The 16,675-nt window shown below is 69.6% G+C and carries 14 protein-coding genes; 13 read left to right on the top strand and 1 reads right to left on the bottom strand.

Annotation, left to right across the window (positions count from 1 at the left end; genetic code table 11):
- The first annotated feature begins 17 nt into the window (after positions 1-17).
- The 12 genes from ABT147_RS00325 to ABT147_RS00270 all read left to right on the top strand — a co-directional run bounded on the left by ABT147_RS00325 (position 18) and on the right by ABT147_RS00270 (position 13,080).
- Positions 18-1,124, top strand: coding sequence for an ABC transporter substrate-binding protein (locus ABT147_RS00325; RefSeq protein WP_351401080.1), 1,107 nt, complete (start codon positions 18-20; stop codon positions 1,122-1,124).
- A 22-nt stretch (positions 1,125-1,146) separates the two neighbouring features.
- Complete coding sequence (locus tag ABT147_RS00320) at positions 1,147-2,259, top strand: ABC transporter ATP-binding protein (protein ID WP_351401919.1); 1,113 nt, start codon at positions 1,147-1,149, stop codon at positions 2,257-2,259.
- 3 nt (positions 2,260-2,262) lie between these two features.
- Positions 2,263-3,159, top strand: coding sequence for an ABC transporter permease (locus tag ABT147_RS00315; protein ID WP_351401079.1), 897 nt, complete (start codon positions 2,263-2,265; stop codon positions 3,157-3,159).
- Positions 3,156-4,022: an ABC transporter permease gene (locus ABT147_RS00310; protein ID WP_351401077.1), complete on the top strand. Its 867-nt coding sequence runs from the start codon at positions 3,156-3,158 to the stop codon at positions 4,020-4,022. The genes ABT147_RS00315 and ABT147_RS00310 overlap by 4 nt, the downstream gene beginning before the upstream one ends.
- Positions 4,019-5,401 carry an aminotransferase class III-fold pyridoxal phosphate-dependent enzyme gene (locus ABT147_RS00305; protein ID WP_351401075.1) on the top strand — a complete coding sequence of 461 codons (1,383 nt, stop codon included), beginning with the start codon at positions 4,019-4,021 and terminating at the stop codon, positions 5,399-5,401. The genes ABT147_RS00310 and ABT147_RS00305 overlap by 4 nt, the downstream gene beginning before the upstream one ends.
- Positions 5,402-5,424: 23 nt before the next feature.
- On the top strand, positions 5,425-6,378 hold the full coding sequence (locus tag ABT147_RS00300; protein WP_351401073.1) for a succinylglutamate desuccinylase/aspartoacylase family protein: 954 nt from the start codon (positions 5,425-5,427) through the stop codon (positions 6,376-6,378).
- On the top strand, positions 6,375-7,838 hold the full coding sequence (locus tag ABT147_RS00295) for an aldehyde dehydrogenase family protein (protein ID WP_351401071.1): 1,464 nt from the start codon (positions 6,375-6,377) through the stop codon (positions 7,836-7,838). Before ABT147_RS00300 ends, ABT147_RS00295 begins: the two co-directional genes overlap by 4 nt.
- On the top strand, positions 7,835-8,773 hold the full coding sequence (locus ABT147_RS00290) for an aldo/keto reductase (RefSeq protein ID WP_351401069.1): 939 nt from the start codon (positions 7,835-7,837) through the stop codon (positions 8,771-8,773). Before ABT147_RS00295 ends, ABT147_RS00290 begins: the two co-directional genes overlap by 4 nt.
- A gap of 44 nt (positions 8,774-8,817) precedes the next feature.
- Complete coding sequence (locus ABT147_RS00285) at positions 8,818-9,483, top strand: haloacid dehalogenase type II (RefSeq protein ID WP_351401066.1); 666 nt, start codon at positions 8,818-8,820, stop codon at positions 9,481-9,483.
- Positions 9,484-9,535: 52 nt separating this feature from the next.
- Complete coding sequence (locus ABT147_RS00280; RefSeq protein WP_351401064.1) at positions 9,536-10,819, top strand: NAD(P)/FAD-dependent oxidoreductase; 1,284 nt, start codon at positions 9,536-9,538, stop codon at positions 10,817-10,819.
- A gap of 90 nt (positions 10,820-10,909) precedes the next feature.
- Positions 10,910-12,319, top strand: coding sequence for an aspartate ammonia-lyase (aspA, locus tag ABT147_RS00275; RefSeq protein ID WP_351401062.1), 1,410 nt, complete (start codon positions 10,910-10,912; stop codon positions 12,317-12,319).
- 26 nt (positions 12,320-12,345) lie between these two features.
- The gene (locus ABT147_RS00270) at positions 12,346-13,080 is read left to right on the top strand and encodes an SDR family NAD(P)-dependent oxidoreductase (RefSeq protein ID WP_351401060.1); all 735 of its coding nucleotides are present in this window, start codon (positions 12,346-12,348) and stop codon (positions 13,078-13,080) included.
- Positions 13,081-13,271: 191 nt separating this feature from the next.
- Here the strand turns inward: ABT147_RS00270 and ABT147_RS00265 are convergent, their stop codons facing one another.
- Complete coding sequence (locus ABT147_RS00265; protein WP_351401058.1) at positions 13,272-15,923, bottom strand: RICIN domain-containing protein; 2,652 nt, start codon at positions 15,921-15,923, stop codon at positions 13,272-13,274.
- 331 nt (positions 15,924-16,254) lie between these two features.
- Here ABT147_RS00265 and ABT147_RS00260 point away from each other — a divergent pair, with 331 nt between their 5' ends.
- Positions 16,255-16,539, top strand: a complete 285-nt coding sequence (locus ABT147_RS00260; protein ID WP_351401056.1) for a hypothetical protein — start codon at positions 16,255-16,257, stop codon at positions 16,537-16,539.
- Positions 16,540-16,675: the final 136 nt, after the last annotated feature.

The following is a 16,675-nucleotide window of genomic DNA, read 5'->3' as shown; positions in this document are numbered from 1 at the left end:
CCACCAGGAGGCACCAAATGAAAGATGCCCGAATAGACCGCAGACTGTTCCTGCGCGGAATAGGCGGAGTCACTGCGGGTATGGCCGCCGCGACCACCCTCAGCGCCTGCGGTACCGGTACCAGCCGGACGGCCGGCAGCAGCGGCGCCAAGGGTTCAAAGACGGTGGTCGTCCGTGACAGCGGCGGTTCCTACGGTGCGGCCCTGCAGAAGGCGATCTACACGCCGTTCACGCAGGAGACCGGCATCCAGGTCAAGGTGCTCAACGTGGACGACGCCCCGCTGCTGGCCCAGATCAAGCAGGGCCGGCCGCAGTGCGACCTCATCAACAACTCGATGATGTCGCACACCAAGTACGTCAAGCAGGACGCGCTGGAGGCGCTGGACCTCGACCGGATCAAGAGCGTGAAGAGCGCGAAGATCCCCGAGGCCCAGATCACCGACCACGCCGTCGGCAGCAGCTTCTACGGTCAGTGCATCGCGTACCGCACCGATGCCTTCGGCGGTCGCAAGCCGGAGTCGTGGGCGGACTTCTTCGACACCAAGGCGTTCAAGGGCGGCCGGTCGATGTGTAGCCCGGACGGCGATCTGCCCGAGCTGGAGTTCGCGCTGCTGGCCGATGGCGTCCCGATGGACAAGCTGTACCCGCTCGATGTGGACCGTGCCTTCAAGGTGCTGACCCGGCTGCGGGGCGACATCAAGAAGTTCTGGGACAGCGGCCCGCTGCCGGGTGTGCTGCTGAGCCGCCAGGAAGTGACGATGTCGACCGTATGGGACGGCCGGATCGCCGATCTGGAGAAGCAGGGAGTTCCGGTCACCCGGCAGCTGAACGGTATGCGGCGTCAGTTCCAGGGCTACGCCATCGCCAAGGGCGCGGCCAACGCGGACAACGCCTACCAGCTGATGGACTTCTCACTGCGTGCCGAGAGCCAGGCCGCTCTGGCGAAGGCCTTCCCGTCGAACCCGGCTTCTCCGCTGGCCTACGCCGAGCTGACCGAGGACGAGCGCAACGCCCTCGCCGGCGCGCCGAAGTACTACGACAAGGGCTTCGACACGGACATCGACTGGTGGCTGAAGAACGAATCGGCCGTCACCAAGCGCTGGCTGGAGTGGGCTCGTGGCTGATTTCGGTGTTGCCGCACCGGCGGTGAAGGTGGCAGGCGTGGCGTCGGCCACCGCGACAGGTAAAGCGCTGTCGGTGGTGGCTCTGCGCAAGACCTACGGCGACGTCGTCGCCGTGGACGAGGCGTCGATGGAGATCGCGGCGGGGGAGTTCGTCACCTTCCTCGGCTCCTCCGGGTCGGGCAAGACCACGACCCTGATGATGATCGCCGGGTTCTGCGAACCGGACTCCGGCACCATCACCGTCGGAGGCCGGGACGTCACCCGGCTGGCGCCGCAGAAGCGGGGCCTCGGTTTCGTCTTCCAGCAGTACCTGCTGTTCCCCCACATGACGGTCAGTGAGAACGTCGCCTTCCCGCTCACCCTGCGCGGCGTGAGCAAGGACGAGATCCGTCGGCGGGTGGGGGAGACGCTGGAGATCGCGGGCCTGTCGGGGTTCGGCGGGCGTAAGCCGCGTGAGCTGTCCGGTGGTCAGCAGCAGCGGGTCGCGTTGTGCCGGGCGCTGGTCTACCGCCCGCCGGTCATCCTCATGGACGAACCGCTCGGCGCGCTGGACAAGAAGCTCCGCGACCAGCTCCAGGTCGAGATCAAGACCATCCAGCAGGAACTCGGCCTGACGGTCATCTATGTGACGCACGACCAGGAAGAGGCGCTGGTCATGTCGGATCGCATCGCGGTGATGCGCAACGGTCTGATCGAGCAGTTCGACACCCCCCGGGAGCTGTTCGAACGGCCCAGGACACCGTTCGTGGCGGACTTCCTCGGCGCGGCCAACTTCCTGCCCGGCCGCATCGAACAGCACACCGACACGCACACCCTGGTCCGTCTCGACGGCAGTGGCGGACTGATCAAGGCGCGCCGTCACCAACTGCCCTCCGGCAGCCAGGTGAAGGTCGCGGTGCAGCCGGGCCGGCTGCGGGCCTCGGCCGCCGACGACGGGTTCTGTACCGGCACGGTGGAGATGGCCACCTATGTGGGCACCCTGGTCCGCGCGGGCGTCCGCGTCGACGGCGGTCAGGCGCCGCTGCTGCGCCTGGAAGTACCCGCCGGGCGCGGTCCGGTCGCGGGCGAGCGGGTCGGGATCACCGCCGACCCGGACGACGTCAACCTCTTCCCCACCGACGAACAGGCGGGGTGAGTCATGGCCGCCACTCTCACCGCGGGCGCTCCCGCCCGCCCCCGCAAACTCCTCGCCTCACGCCGGACCCGGGTCGGGATCCTGTACGCGCTCCCCGTCGTCGTGTATCTGCTGGTGCTGTTCGTCTACCCGATCTTCTCCACGCTGCTGCTGAGTCTGAAGGACGCCAACGGCTCGTTCACGCTGCACTGGTACGCCGACGCACTGACCGGCGTGAACCTGTCGGTGCTGTTCACCACGCTGCGGATCTCCGCCGAGACGGCGGTGCTGAGCCTGGTCTTCGGGTTCGTCCTGGCCCAGGCCATCTCCCGGCTCAAGCCGATGTGGGCGGGCCTGGCGATGCTGGTCGTGGTCGTCCCGCACTTCGTCTCCGCGCTGGTGCGCACCTACGGCTGGATCATCATGCTCGGCGACAAGGGCCTGGTGAACGAGACCCTGACCAGCATGTCCGTCCCCGGGGCGCCCTTCCAACTGCTCTACAACGAGTTGGGTGTGGTCATCGGCACCACTTCGATGATGCTCCCGTACACCGTCCTGCTCCTGTACGGCGTGATGCGCGGGGTGGACCGCCGCCTGCTGGCCGCCGCGGCCAGCATGGGCGCGGGACGCGTGACGATCTTCCGGCGGGTCTACCTGCCGCTGGTGGCCCCCGGTCTGGCCAGTGCCGGGCTGCTCAGCTTCATCCTCTCGCTGGGCTACTACATCACCCCCGCCCTGATGGGCGGACCCAACCAGACCATGATCGCCACCCTCATCAACCAGCAGGTCACCAAAGAGAACCAGTGGAACGGAGCGGCCGCGCAGGGCGTCATCCTCCTGCTGCTCACCCTGGCCGGACTGCTGCTGGTCAAGCTCGTCAGTTCCCTCGGCGCCAGCCGCAGGAAGAGGAGTGCGTCATGATCGAACTGCGGAAAACCCTCGCGGGACGGATCGTGCTGACAGCGGTGGCCACCGTCATCCTCCTCTTCCTCGCGCTGCCGATCGTCGTCATCCTCGTCACCTCCTTCAGCAACAACGCCTTCGCCTCCTTCCCGCCCGAGACGTGGACGCTGAACTGGTACAAGGCCCTGTTCGCCGACGGCAGCAAATGGCCCGCCGCGCTCTCCCTGTCCGCCCTGGTCGCTGCCCTGAGCACCGTGTTCTCCCTGGTCATCGGGGTGACCGCGGCGACCGCGCTGGTCCGCAGCGAACTCCCGCTGCGCTCGGCGGTGTTCGCCCTGGTCCTCGGGCCGCTGGTCATCCCGCAGATCGTCACCGCGCTCGGGCTGTTCCTGCTGTTCGAGCCGGCCGCGATGCTGGGCAGTCCGATCGCGATCGCCCTCGGCCACACCGTGCTCGCCTCACCCATCGCGGTGCTGATCCTGATCGCGACCCTGCGCGGCATCGACGAACGCCTCGAGGACGCCGCGGCCAGCATGGGCGCCGGCCGGCTCACCATCGCCCGGAAGATCACCTTCCCCCTGGCCGCGCCCGGCATGATCGCGGCGGCGATCTTCTCCTTCATCACCAGCTTCGACGAGTTCTACATCTCCCAGTTCCTCTCCTCCGTCGACACCGTCACCCTGCCCGTGCAGGTCTACAACTCCCTCACCTTCGAGATCGACCCCAGCGTCACCGCCGTCAGCGCCATCCTCATCGCCTTCGCCGTCCTCGCCCTCGGCCTCGTCGCCCTGGTCCGCTGGCTCGGCACCGGACGGCAGGAATCCCTCCTCTCCGTCGACAACACGGTCGGCGTCGCCACCCCCGGAGGTGAGGCCGTATGACCACCGCCGCCGCCCAACCGACCGCGGCCACCGCTCAGCGGCACCTGCTGCTGAACATGACCGCCAACGGATCGCTCGGCCCGGAAGGCGAGAACCTCCTCGTCATCCAGCGGGGCGAGGGCCCGTACGTCGACGACGCCGACGGCAGGCGCTACATCGACGGTCTGTCGGGGCTGTACTGCTGCCAGCTCGGCTACTCCTACGGTCCCGAGTTCGCCGAGGCAGCCGAACGGCAGCTGCGCGAGCTGTGCTACAGCCCGCTGTGGACCTCCTCCGCGCACCCCACGGCGATCGAACTCGCCGAGCGGCTGTCCCGGATCGCCCCCGTCGACATCGAGCACACCTTCTTCTCCAGCGGCGGCGCCGAAGCCGTCGAGACCGCCTGGAAGATCGCCCGCCGCTACCACGCCCTGCGCGGCGAGCCCGGTCGCACCAAGGCGATCACCCGGCGCGGCGCCTACCACGGACTGACCATCGGCACCCTCTCCCTCACCGACGACCCCGGCCTGACGGAGCCGTACGGCCCGCCGGCGATCGACACCCGGTTCGTGGCCAACACCAACCGCCACGGCCTCGCACCGGAGTTCGCGGACGACGAGGTGTACACGGCATGGCTGCTCGCGGAGCTGGAGGCCGCGATCCTGACCGAAGGCCCCGAGACCGTCGCGATGCTCATCGCCGAGCCGGTGCAGAACCGGGGCGGCTGCATCACCCCGCCCCAGGGTTACTGGCAGGGGTTGCGGGCACTGGCCGACCGGTACGGCTTCCTCCTCGTCGCCGACGAGGTCATCACGGCCTTCGGCCGGATCGGCGAGTGGTTCGGCGGGGACCACTACGGCGCCCGCCCGGACATGGTCACCGTCGCCAAGGGCATCACCGCCGGATACGCCCCCATGGGCGCGACCCTGGTCGGCACCAAGGTCACCGAGGTCATCAACCGGCCCGGCGTGGTCCTCAACCACGGCTACACCTTCGCCGGGCACCCGCTGAGCGCGGCCATCGCCCTGCGCAACCTGGAGATCATGGAGCGGGACCGCATCCTGGACAACGTCCGCGGTCTCCAGGGGGACCTGGCCAAGCGCATGGAGGCGCTCAAGGATCTCCCGATCGTCGGCGACGTCCGGGGAACCGGGTTCTTCTACGCCTGCGAACTCGTCGGCGACCTCGACGGCGGTGACTTCAGCGCCAAGGCCCGAGCCGCTCTCATCGGCGATCTGATCCCGCGCCGACTGCGTGAGGCTGGCCTGCTGGCCCGCGTCTACAACCGGTCCGCGCCACTGGTCCAGATCGCGCCCCCGCTGATCAGCGACCGGGCCCTTCTCGACCGTATCGCCGACATCCTCGCGGAGACCCTCGCCGAGGCGTCCGCCCGCATCTGATCCATGTTTCGGAAAGGAACGACATGTACTCCATCGGTCCGCTGACCGTCGCCCCCGGCGAGCGCGCCCAAGGCCTCATCCCTGTCGGCACCAGCAGCTACGGCGTGGAACTCGGCATTCCACTGATCGTCGTCAACGGCGCGCAGGACGGCCCGGTCCTGTGTGTGGACGCCGGCGTGCACGGCGACGAGTACGACGGCCAGGAGGCGATCCGCCGCGTGCTCGCCGAGATCGACCCGGCCACCCTGCGCGGCACGCTCGTCGCCATCCCTTGCATGAACACCCCGGCCTTCGAGGCGGCGGCCCGCACCAGCGGCCTGGACCACCTCAACCTCAACCGCATCTTCCCGGGTGACGCTGAGGGCTCGTACTCCCAGCGGCTGGCCGCCACCTTCGTCGAGAAGGTCGTCCCGGCCGTCGACGCCGTGGTCGACCTGCACACCGGCGGTGCCTACGGCGAGATCGCCCCGCTCGTCATCCTCCAGGGCGGCTACGAGGACATCGCGACGGACCTCGCCCTCGCCGCCGGGCACGAGCTGGTCTGGAAGGGCGGCAAGTGGGGTGGCACGGTCCGCCACCCCGCTCTCGCGGCAGGCAAGCCCGCCATCACCATCGAGGTCGGCGGCGGCACCTACCGCGAGGCCAACGTCGAGACGCACATGGACTCGATCCGCAACGTCCTGCGCCAGTTCAAGATGATCGACGGCGAGGTGAAGCTGCGGGACTCCTACACCACCGTCTCCGGCACCTTCGCCCGCTCCGCCTCCGGCGGCTTCTTTGTCGCCCGCGCCGAGCCGGGGGAGACCTGCAAGGAAGGCGACCTGATCGCCACCATCACCGACCACTACGGCAACACGCTGGAGGAGGTCCTCGCCCCGCAGGAGGGCATCGTCTTGTGGGTGCGCCGGATCCGTACGGTCCGTCCGGGCGACGAGGTCGTCATCTTCGGTGAGGTCCTGGGGGAGATCCGGCCATGACCACCGACGAACTGCGGCTGACCGAGTTGCTCATCGACGGCAAGCAGGTGCCCGCCGCCGATGGCCGCTCCTTCACCGTCCTCGACCCGTCGGACGGCACCGCCGTCGCCCAGGTGGCGCTGGGCGGCAAGGCGGACGTGGACCAGGCGGTGGCCGCCGCGCGCGCGGCCTTCACCTCTCCCGAGTGGGCCGGGATGCGTGCCGCCGACCGAGGGCGCATCCTGTACCGGATCGCGGAGGCCATCCGCTACCAGGGCGAACGGCTGGGCCGCCTGGAGAGCCAGGACGTCGGCAAGCCGCTTCGCCAGGCGAAGGCCGATGTCGAAGCGGCCGCCCGGTACTTCGAGTTCTACGCGGGCGTCGCCGACAAGCTCGGCGGCACCACGATCCCCCTCGGGCCCGGCCTGATCGACTACACCGTGCGTGAGCCGATCGGTGTCTCCGGCCAGATCATCCCGTTCAACTACCCTCTGCAGAACACCGCCAGGGGCTCCGCCCCCGCGCTGGCGGCCGGGTGCACGGTCGTGCTCAAGCCGTCGCCCGAGGCGCCGCTCACCCCGCTGGAGATCGGCAGGATCGCCCTGGAGTGCGGCCTGCCGCCGGGTGTCCTCAACGTCGTCCCCGGTGACGGCGAGACCGGCGCGGCCCTCGCCGGCCACCCGGACATCGACCAGGTCACCTTCACCGGCTCGGTGCCGACCGGCATCAAGGTCGCGCAGGCCGCCGCCGCCAACGTGGTGCCCTCCGTCACCGAACTGGGCGGCAAGTCCCCCGTCGTCGTCTTCGCGGACGCCGACTTCGACCTGGCGCTCGGCGCGGTCGCCGCCTCCGCGTTCGGCAACGCCGGGCAGACCTGCTCCGCCGGTACCCGGCTGTTGCTCCAGCGCGGCGCCGAGGAGTTCCTGGACAAGCTCGTCGCCCATGCCGCGTCCCTGCGCCTCGGCCCGGGTCTCACCGACCCGGACGTCGGCCCGCTCGTCGCCGCACGGCAGCGTGACCGGGTCCTCGGCTACCTGGACCTGGCACGCGAGGAAGGCGCCGTGGCACGGGCCGGCGGCGGTGCGCCGTCCGACCCGGCCCTGGCCGACGGCTACTTCGTCGAGCCGACCGTCCTGACCGGGCTCGACAACCAGGCCCGTTGCGCCCGCGAGGAGATCTTCGGCCCCGTCGTCACGGTCATCGAGTTCGACGACGCGGACGAGGCCCTGGAGATCGCCAACGACAGCCCGTACGGCCTCGCCTCCTATGTGTGGACCCGTGACATCGACAAGGCGATGCGTATGGCGGAGGGCATCCGGGCCGGCCAGGTCTATGTCAACGCCACCGGCGTCGGCACCGGCGTCGAGCTTCCCTTCGGCGGCTACAAGCACAGCGGCTGGGGCCGCGAGAAGGGCCTGGAAGGACTGGCGAGCTACCTGCAGACCAAGAACGTCTGCATCGGGTTCGGGAGGCGGTCGTGAGATACCGCTCGCTCGGAGAGCGCGGCCCGGTCGTCTCCGTGGTCGGCGTGGGGGGCAACAACTTCGGCGCCCGCCTCGACGAGGACGGCACGAAGGCCGTCGTCCACGCGGCCCTCGACGCCGGGATCACGCTGTTCGACACCGCCGACATGTACGGCGGGTTCGGCGAGCGGGGCGGCCTGCGTGGCGACGGTGAACGGCTCCTCGGCGCCGCCCTCAAGGGGCGCCGTGACGAGGTCGTGCTGGCCACCAAGTTCGGCATGGAGATGGGCCGGGACGCCGACCTGTACGGCCCGCGCGGCGCCCGCGCCTACATCCGGTACGCGGTCGAGGCGTCGCTCAGCCGACTCGGCACCGACCGGATCGACCTGTACCAGTACCACGAGCCGGACGGCGTCACGCCACTGGAGGAGACGGTCGCCGCGCTCCGGGAACTGGTGGACGAGGGCAAGATCCGCTACATCGGCTGCTCCAACCTCCCGGCCGAGGACCTCACCGACGCCTTCGTCTCCACCCAGGCCCGCTACCACCTGCTCGACCGGTCGGTGGAGCGGGACCTGATCCCGGCCTGCCTGCGCCACGGCGTCGGCGTGCTGCCGTACTACCCGCTGGCCAACGGTCTGCTCAGCGGCAAGTACCGGCGCGGCGAGCAGCCCCCGGCCGGCAGCCGGCTGTCCTGGCGGCAGGGCTGGCTCACCGACGCCGCCCTCGACAAGACCGAGGCGCTCACCGCATACGGCACCGAACGCGGCCTGACCCTCCTCCAGGTCGCCGTGGGCGCACTGGCCGCCCTGCCCGCCGTCGGCTCCGTCATCTGCGGAGCCATGACCCCCGAACAGGTCACCGCCAACGCGGCGGCGGCCGACTGGCTCCCCGACTCGGCCGACCTGGCCGCACTCGACGCGATCGTCGCCCCCGGCGAACGCGTCGTCTGAAGTCCCACCCCTTACGGAAATCCGCGACCCCGAGGCTGGACATCATGCGAGAGATCGTCACCTTCGACGCCTACGCGACCCTCATCAACTTCGAGCTGGCCCCCACGACCCTGAAGGTTCTGGAAGACCGGCTGGACCTGGACAACCTGGATGTCGACGAGTTCCTCGACGACTTCCGCGTCATGCGCTTCCAGGCCGTCCTGGAGGCCTACCGCCCTTACCACGAGATCCTGCACTCCAGCCTGCGCAACGCCATGCGCCTGCACGGCCTGGAGTACCGCGAGTCCGACGGCGACGCCCTGGTCGAGGCCGTCCCCACCTTCGGTCCCTTCCCTGAGGTCCCGGACGCGCTGCGCGCCCTGAAGACCAGGTACGAGATCGCCATCATCTCCAACACCGACGACAACCTGATCGCGCGGAACGTCGAGAACATCGGCGTCGAGTTCGACTACGTCATCACCGCCCAGCAGGCCGGCGCCTACAAGCCGGACCGCCAGACCTTCGAGCACGCCTTCAAGACCATGGGCGTCGAGCCGTCCCAGGTCATCCACACCGCCCAGGGCTGGGAGTACGACCACATCCCGACCCGCGACCTGGGCCTGAAGCGCCGGGTGTGGATCAACCGCTACGGCCGCCCGGGCAGCGCCGACTACCAGCCCTACGACGAGCTGCCCGACCTGTCGGGCCTGCCCAAGCTGCTCGGCTGCTGACCCACGGCGCACCGGCGACACAGGACTGAACGAACACCAGAGGACGCACGCCATGAAGCAGATCCCCTACTGGCTGGACACAGCTCCCGCCCTGCCCGACCGTTCCGGAAAGGACCTGCCCGACGAGGCGGACGTGGTGGTGATCGGCGGCGGCCTCACCGGCCTGTCCACCGCCTACCACACCGCCCGCAAGGGCGCCCGGACCGTCCTCGTCGAGAAGGACAAGGTGGGCTCGGGCGCCTCCGGGCGCAACGGCAGCATGTGCACCCAGGGCATCACCATCAGCCCCGCCGAGGCGCGCAAGCGCTATGGGCAGGAACGGGCCCGTGAGCTCTACGACGCCTTTCGCGAGGCGGTCGACGTCGTCGAGGAGCTCACCCACACCGAGAACATCGACTGCGACTTCAGCCGCTCCGGGCGCCTCGGAGCGGTCTGCAAGCCCGGCCACTTCGAGGGCCTGCGGGCCAAGCAGCGCGACCTGGCCGACAACTTCGGCCACGAGACCATCGTCCTGAGCAAGAGCGAACTCCGCGCCGAGCTCGGCACGGACTACTACCACGGCGCCCTGCTCGACCCGGACAGCGCGGGCCTGCACGTGGGCAAGTTCGTCGGCGGCCTCGCGGGCGCCGCCGAGCGTGCCGGCGCCGAGATCCACGAGCGCAACGCCGCCACCGGCCTCACCCGCCTCCCAGGCGGCGGCTTCGTGGTGGAGACCCAGCACGGCACCATTCGTGCCAAGCAGGTCATGGCGGCGACGGACGCCTACACCGACAAGTCGATGCCGTGGTTCCGCAAGCGGCTCATCAACGTCGGCAGCTTCATCATCGTCACCGAGCCCCTGGGGGAGGCGCGCGCCAAGGAACTCATCCCCAACGGCCGTCTGCTGGTCGCCCACAAGAACGTCGGCCACTACGTCCGCCTCACCCCGGACAACCGCCTCGCCTTCGGCGGCCGGGCCCGCTTCGCCCCCTCCAACCCGGCCTCCGACGTCAAGAGCGGTGACATCCTCAAGCGGGAGATGACCGAGATCTTCCCGCAGCTGGCGGGGGTGCGCATCGACTACGTGTGGGGCGGCATGGTCGGTTTCTCCTGGGACCGCATTCCGCACGCGGGCGAGGTCAACGGGCTGTACTACTCCATGGGTTACTGCGGCCACGGCGTCCAGATGGCCACCTACATGGGCCGCGCGGTCGCCGAGATGATGGACGGCAGGCCGGAGGCCAACCCGCTGCGCGGCTTCGGTTTCCCCAAGGTCCCGGTCCCCTTCTACAACGGCACGCCCTGGTTCCTGCCGTTCGGCGGCGCCTATTACAAGGCGAAGGACCGCCTGCTCTGAGCAGGTACGACACCGGTGACACCACGGGGTCTTCCGCGCGGCGGCGCGGAAGGCCCCCCACCCTGCCTCCCGAGAGAGGGCCCAGGCCCCATGACCACCGTCACCCGCATCGAGCACGACCTGCTGGGCGATCGGGACGTTCCCTCCGACGCGTACTGGGGTGTCCACACCCTGCGTGCCACGGAGAACTTCCCCATCACCGGGACGCCGATCTCCGCGTACCCGCACCTGATCGACGCCCTCGCCTCGGTCAAGGAGGCCGCGGCCCGCGCCAACGAGGAACTCGGGCTGCTGGAGCCTGAGAAGGCCGCCGTGATCGTCGCCGCGTGCCGGGAGATCCGCTCCGGCAAGCTGCACGACCAGTTCGTCGTCGATGCCATCCAGGGCGGCGCCGGTACCTCGACCAACATGAACGCCAACGAGGTCGTCGCCAACCGGGCGCTGGAGTTGCTGGGCCATGCCAAGGGCCAGTACGAGTACCTGCATCCGAACGAGGACGTGAACCTCGGGCAGTCGACGAACGACGTCTACCCGACCGCCGTGAAGGTCGCGACGGTCTTCGCGGTGCGCGGGCTGCTCAAGGCGATGGCCGTGCTGCAGGACTCCTTTGCCCGCAAGGCGGTGGAGTTCCGTGACGTGCTCAAGATGGGCCGCACGCAGTTGCAGGACGCGGTGCCGATGACGCTCGGCCAGGAGTTCTCCGCATACGCCGTGATGATCGAGGAGGACCGCAGCCGCCTCGCGGAAGCGATGGAGTTGATCCATGAGATCAACCTGGGTGCCACGGCCATCGGCACCGGCCTCAACGCCCCTGCCGGATACGCCGAGTCGGCCCGCCGCCACCTCGCGGAGATCACCGGGCTCCAGTTGGTCACGGCCGCCAACCTGGTCGAGGCGACGCAGGACTGCGGTGCGTTCGTGCAGATGTCGGGCGTCCTCAAGCGCGTCGCCGTCAAGCTCTCCAAGAGCTGCAACGATCTGCGGCTGCTTTCCTCCGGGCCGCGCGCGGGCCTGAACGAGATCAACCTGCCGCCGGTGCAGGCCGGTTCGAGCATCATGCCCGGCAAGGTCAACCCGGTGATCCCCGAGGTCGTCAACCAGGTCGCCTTCGAGGTCATCGGCAACGACGTCACCATCACCATGGCCGCCGAGGCCGGACAGCTCCAGCTCAACGCCTTCGAGCCGATCATCCTGCACTCCCTGTCGGAGTCGATCACCCATCTGCGGGCCGCCTGCCTGACGCTGGCCGAGCGGTGCGTGGACGGCATCACCGCCAACACCGAGGCGCTGCGCGCGAGCGTGGAGAACTCCATCGGCCTGGTCACCGCCCTCAACCCGCACATCGGCTACACGGCGGCCACCGACATCGCCAAGGAGGCCCTCGCCACCGGCCGGGGCGTCGCCGAACTCGTCCTGGAGAAGGGCCTGTTGCCCGCCGACACCCTCACCGATCTGCTGCGGCCCGAGGTCGTGGCCGGCAGTGGTCAGGTACTGGCCTGACGGTCACCGACTGACGAGGAACACATATGAGACTGCAGGGCGTCAACGCCGTGATCACCGGAGCATCGAGCGGCATCGGTCAGGCGGTCGCTTCCCACTTCCGCCGCGAGGGCGCCAACCTCCTGCTCACCGGACGGCGACCCGAGCTGCCCGAGAGCCGTCCGGACGATCTCTACCTCGCGGGCGACCTCAACGACGAGGCCTTCGCCTCCGAGCTCGCCGCCACAGCGGCGGATCACCTCGGAGAGGTGGGAGTGGTCGTCCTCTGCCACGGACTTCAGAAGTCCGGTCCGCTCGAGGAGACGACTGCCGACGACGCGCGCGATCTGCTCGACAGCAACCTGCTGAGCGCGTTCCTGGTCATGAAGCACCTGATGCCGCTGGCTCCCGAGTCGGGAGCGTCGATGGTGTGCGTCAGCTCCCGCCTCGGCATGGTCGGCATGCCGAACCAGGCCCTGTACTCCGCAGCCAAAGGTGGCCTCATCGCGCTCGCGCGGGGCGCCGCCATCGAATGGGCGTCCCGCGGCATCCGCGTCAACGTGGTCGCGCCCGGTCTGACGATGACGCCGATCATCGAGGCCTCGTTCCAGCGACGCCCCGACCCCGCCGCCTACCGGCGCGCCAGAGAGGACTCCATCCCGCTCCGCAGGCTCGCCACAGCCGAGGAGGTCGCCGACGCGGTTCTCTTCCTCGCCTGCCCGGAGTCGTCGTACGTCACCGGTGCCGTCCTGCCCGTGGACGGAGGCTATACGGCGTTCTGAGCCCCACAGCGCGAGCGCCGACGGCACCGAGATCCGTGCCAGTCCCCGTCCACCGGTACTGGCGGGACGGAGACGGCACCTTCGAGAAGAGCACCGCGGTGCTCCGGCGACGGTTTCCGTTCGGACGAGGGTCTCCCAGCCCGGGCGGGGCCACAGGCCGTTGTGGCCGCGGCCCCGCCCGGGCGTCGGGGTCAGGACGGGTCGCCGTATTGGAGGCCGCGTCCGTTGGTGCCGACGTATACGCGGCCGAAGGTGTCGGGGTCGCCGGTGATGACGCCGACGCCGCCGATGCTGCCCCACTGGTGGGCGTCGTCGTTGACGCGGAGCCAGGTGGCGCCCTTGTCGGTGGAGCGGAAGACTCCGGTGACGTCCTTGACGGTGCCGATCAGGTACAGGGCCTGGTAGCCGGTGCCCGGCTTGGCCTTGCCGAAGCCGAGGGCGGAGGCGGACCGCACCGTCTTGAGCGTGGTGAAGCTACGGCCGCCGTCGGTGGAGTGCAGCAGCCCCTTGCCGCTGTCGGCGATCCACAGGTCCCCGGCGATGCCGGGGACGGCCGTGAGCCGGCCGGCGGGCAGGTCGGTGGCGCGGGCGGTGAAGGTCGCGCCGCCGTCGGTGCTGGCGTAGAGCGTGCCGCCGGACAGTGAGTAGAACGTCCTGGCCGAGGAGCGGTCGGCGACGACCACGGCGTCGGTGCCCAGGCCGCCGACCTTCGACCAGCTCGCCCCCTTGTCGGTCGAGCGGTACGGCGCCTGACCGGTCTGGGTCCAGACGATGGTGGAGCCGTCCGCCGCGAGCGCCACATGTCCGGCGTCGGCGCTCTCCACCGGCTCTGTCCTGAAGCCGGTCCAGCTGGTGCCGCCGTCGGTGGAGTAGGCGCCGTCCTTGTCGCCGCCAAGGCCGACGCGGACCGTCATCGCGGGCTTGGCCTGGGCGAAGTCGATGTCGGTGCTGTTGGTCATCATCGGGTTCTTCAGCCGCCCGGCGGGCACCTTGGTCAGGGAGTCGTGGCGGAAACCGCCTTGGTCGCCCATGGCGGTGATGACGGTGGCGCCGCCGGGCGGGGCGATCGCGTCGATCAGCGAGGTCTCCTCGAGCCCTCGGGCCCCCGCGGTCCAATGGCTGGTGCCGCCGCTGTCGGAGGCGGCCGCGTCCTTGCTGCGCCAGATTCCGTTGCCGGTGCCGTACAGCACGTGCCCGGAGTTGAAGGGGTCGATGGCCAGGGCGGTCATCCAGTGCCCGGTGTGGGTACCGACGTAAGGAGCGGACGAGGCGTTCCGCACCGACTTGTCGGCCAGCGCCTTCCAGGTCTTACCGCCGTCGGTGGTCCGGTAGATCTCGTCCTCGGGCCACCAGCGGCCGAGGGTGGTGACCATCACCGTGGACGGCTTGCGCGGGTCGACGGCCAGGCCGGAGAACCCGTAGCCGCCCTGGGACGGGGAGATGTTCTTCCACACCCCGCCGGACGGCGTGTACTTCCACACCGAGCCCGCCGTCACGCCGTTGGGTCCGAGGTTGTCGGTGTACGTCAGGTACAGCGAGCCGTCACCGGAGAGGACGCCGTGCTGCGGCAGTTGGCCCGTGGGCTGCCCGGAGACGGCCTGCCAGGTGCTGCCACCGTCGGTGGAGCGGTACAGGGAGGTGGACTTGTCGGCGACGCCGACGTAGATCGTCTTGCTGCCGGCCGGGCCGTACGTCACGAAGGAGATGCCCGCTCCGCTGCTCGCCCCGTCCTTGACGGGGAAGGAGGGGACCTGACTCCATGTCACGCCGTAGTCGTTGCTGCGCCACAGGCCGTTCTTGCGGGTGCCCAGCAGCAGGGTGCGATTGTCCGCAGGGTTGATCGCCAGCCGTTCGCCCGCTCCGCGGCCGTCCTCGTTGCCGCCCAGCTTGAAGGGCAGATCGGTGCGCTTGAAGGTGCGACCCCGGTCGGTGGAGCGCAGTATCGCGCCGTTGCCCGCCCAGTCGTTGGTGTAGGTGCCCGTCCCGAGGTAGAGCCGCTTGGGGTCGACGGGGTCGGTGGCCATCGAGTCGATGCCCAGCAGATTCCAGTCCTTCTCGCCGAGCCAGTCGGTCAGCGGGATCCACTGCTCGGCCGCGGGGTCCCAGCGGTAGGCGCCGCCCATGTCGGTGCGCGCGTACAGCAGGCCCTTCTCCGCCTGGTTGAACACCAGACCGGTGACGTAACCGCCGCCCACCACCTGGGCGTTCTTCCACACGTACGGTCCGGCCGCGGCCGTGGTCTGCGTGCCGTCGGTCCCGGGCGTCTGGGTTTCGGCCACCTTCACGAGCTTCCACTGCTGGTTGGTGCCGCCCTTGCCGGGATACTGGATCACCGCCGCGCCGTCGGTCCTGGAGCCTCCGGAGACGTCCAGGACCTTGCCGCTCCTGCGGGAGGTCAAGGTGACGGCGTCGGAGCCGCTCACGTCGTCGATCCGCCACTCCTGGGATGCGGCGGAACTGTCGGTCTGCTGCTCGGCGGCGGCCGACTGGGCGGTCGAATTGCCCGCTATGCCCAGCACTTTGCCACTGTTGCGGTTCACCAGCTCGTAGTAGCCGTTCCCGGCGGACTTCAGCTTCCACTGCTGGTTGGCGGTGCTCTGGTCGGTCCACTGCTGGATGCGGGTGCCGTCGGCGGTGGAGAAGCCGTTGACGTCCAGCACCTTGCCGCTGCGCACGGAAACCAGCCGGTAGTAGGCATCGCCGTCGACCGTCGCGGCTTGTGAGTCCTCCTGCACGAACAGGAGATACGGCACGACGACGGCGGGCGCGCCGAGCAGCAGACCGGTCGCGGTCCAGCGGCGGCGGTGACGACCGCGGCGGCCGCCGTTCGTGGGGTTGTTCATGGGGGAGACGTTCTCCTTGCTTGCCGTTCACCAGCGGAAGAGCGAATCCGGGCACTGTCATGGCCGGATCCGACTCCTTGTGGTCACAGGCAACGCAAAGGGTTGCCTTGAGTCAGAAACTCTTTCCACGTAACCATGTGATCGCGGTAGGTGATTGGCCCGCATCCGGTCGACGCCGGTTCCCGGCCTCGCCGCCGGATACCGCCAACTCCTGGCCTGGGCCTGCTCTTTCGGCGTCTTGCGCGGGCGGGTGTGGAATGCGCCGGATCCTACGGAGCGCCCCTGGCGCGTTGACGGCATACCCGAATCCGGCGAGGGCCCAGCGGCCGACATGCGTGTGCTCCGGCTGGCGACGGAGCCGGCCGTCAAGGCCCGCACGCGGGTGAAGAACCAGCTCAAGGCCGTACTCCTCGGCGGCGGGCCCGACAGCGCCGCTGCCCTGCTGACTGCCGTCGGCGACAACCTGGAACGGCCGGCCGGCCGGCGAGGCGTCAGTCGCCGCTCCGTGCGGCGTCAGCCCCGTCCGAAGGCGGAGCAGCAGTCGCGGCCGCTGCTCAAAGATCCCGGGACCGGAGACACCGGGGTACTGGACCTGATCACCGGTTTCTGGACCTGATCACCGGTTTGAGGAACGCTTCGTGGATGTCGGCCCCGCGTTCCCAGCGGATGTGCAGGGGGCGGAAGCCGTGGAGGCAGGCGCGGCTGCGCTCGGCCGTACTTGGTGCGGCGGGGTGTGCCTCGTGGGCGTGAGC

It is taken from the genome of Streptomyces sp. NPDC001868, from assembly GCF_040297125.1.
Taxonomy (GTDB): Bacteria; Actinomycetota; Actinomycetes; order Streptomycetales; family Streptomycetaceae; genus Streptomyces.
This window is presented reverse-complemented; position numbering and strand designations above follow the sequence as displayed.

Coding starts and splice junctions, on each gene's coding strand:
- ABT147_RS00325 (WP_351401080.1), top strand. CDS start 18: ATGAAAGATGCCCGAATAGACCGCAGACTGTTCCTGCGCGGAATAGGC.
- ABT147_RS00315 (WP_351401079.1), top strand. CDS start 2,263: ATGGCCGCCACTCTCACCGCGGGCGCTCCCGCCCGCCCCCGCAAACTC.
- ABT147_RS00310 (WP_351401077.1), top strand. CDS start 3,156: ATGATCGAACTGCGGAAAACCCTCGCGGGACGGATCGTGCTGACAGCG.
- ABT147_RS00305 (WP_351401075.1), top strand. CDS start 4,019: ATGACCACCGCCGCCGCCCAACCGACCGCGGCCACCGCTCAGCGGCAC.
- ABT147_RS00300 (WP_351401073.1), top strand. CDS start 5,425: ATGTACTCCATCGGTCCGCTGACCGTCGCCCCCGGCGAGCGCGCCCAA.
- ABT147_RS00295 (WP_351401071.1), top strand. CDS start 6,375: ATGACCACCGACGAACTGCGGCTGACCGAGTTGCTCATCGACGGCAAG.
- ABT147_RS00285 (WP_351401066.1), top strand. CDS start 8,818: ATGCGAGAGATCGTCACCTTCGACGCCTACGCGACCCTCATCAACTTC.
- ABT147_RS00280 (WP_351401064.1), top strand. CDS start 9,536: ATGAAGCAGATCCCCTACTGGCTGGACACAGCTCCCGCCCTGCCCGAC.
- aspA (WP_351401062.1), top strand. CDS start 10,910: ATGACCACCGTCACCCGCATCGAGCACGACCTGCTGGGCGATCGGGAC.
- ABT147_RS00270 (WP_351401060.1), top strand. CDS start 12,346: ATGAGACTGCAGGGCGTCAACGCCGTGATCACCGGAGCATCGAGCGGC.
- ABT147_RS00265 (WP_351401058.1), bottom strand. CDS start 15,923: ATGAACAACCCCACGAACGGCGGCCGCCGCGGTCGTCACCGCCGCCGC.
- ABT147_RS00260 (WP_351401056.1), top strand. CDS start 16,255: ATGCGTGTGCTCCGGCTGGCGACGGAGCCGGCCGTCAAGGCCCGCACG.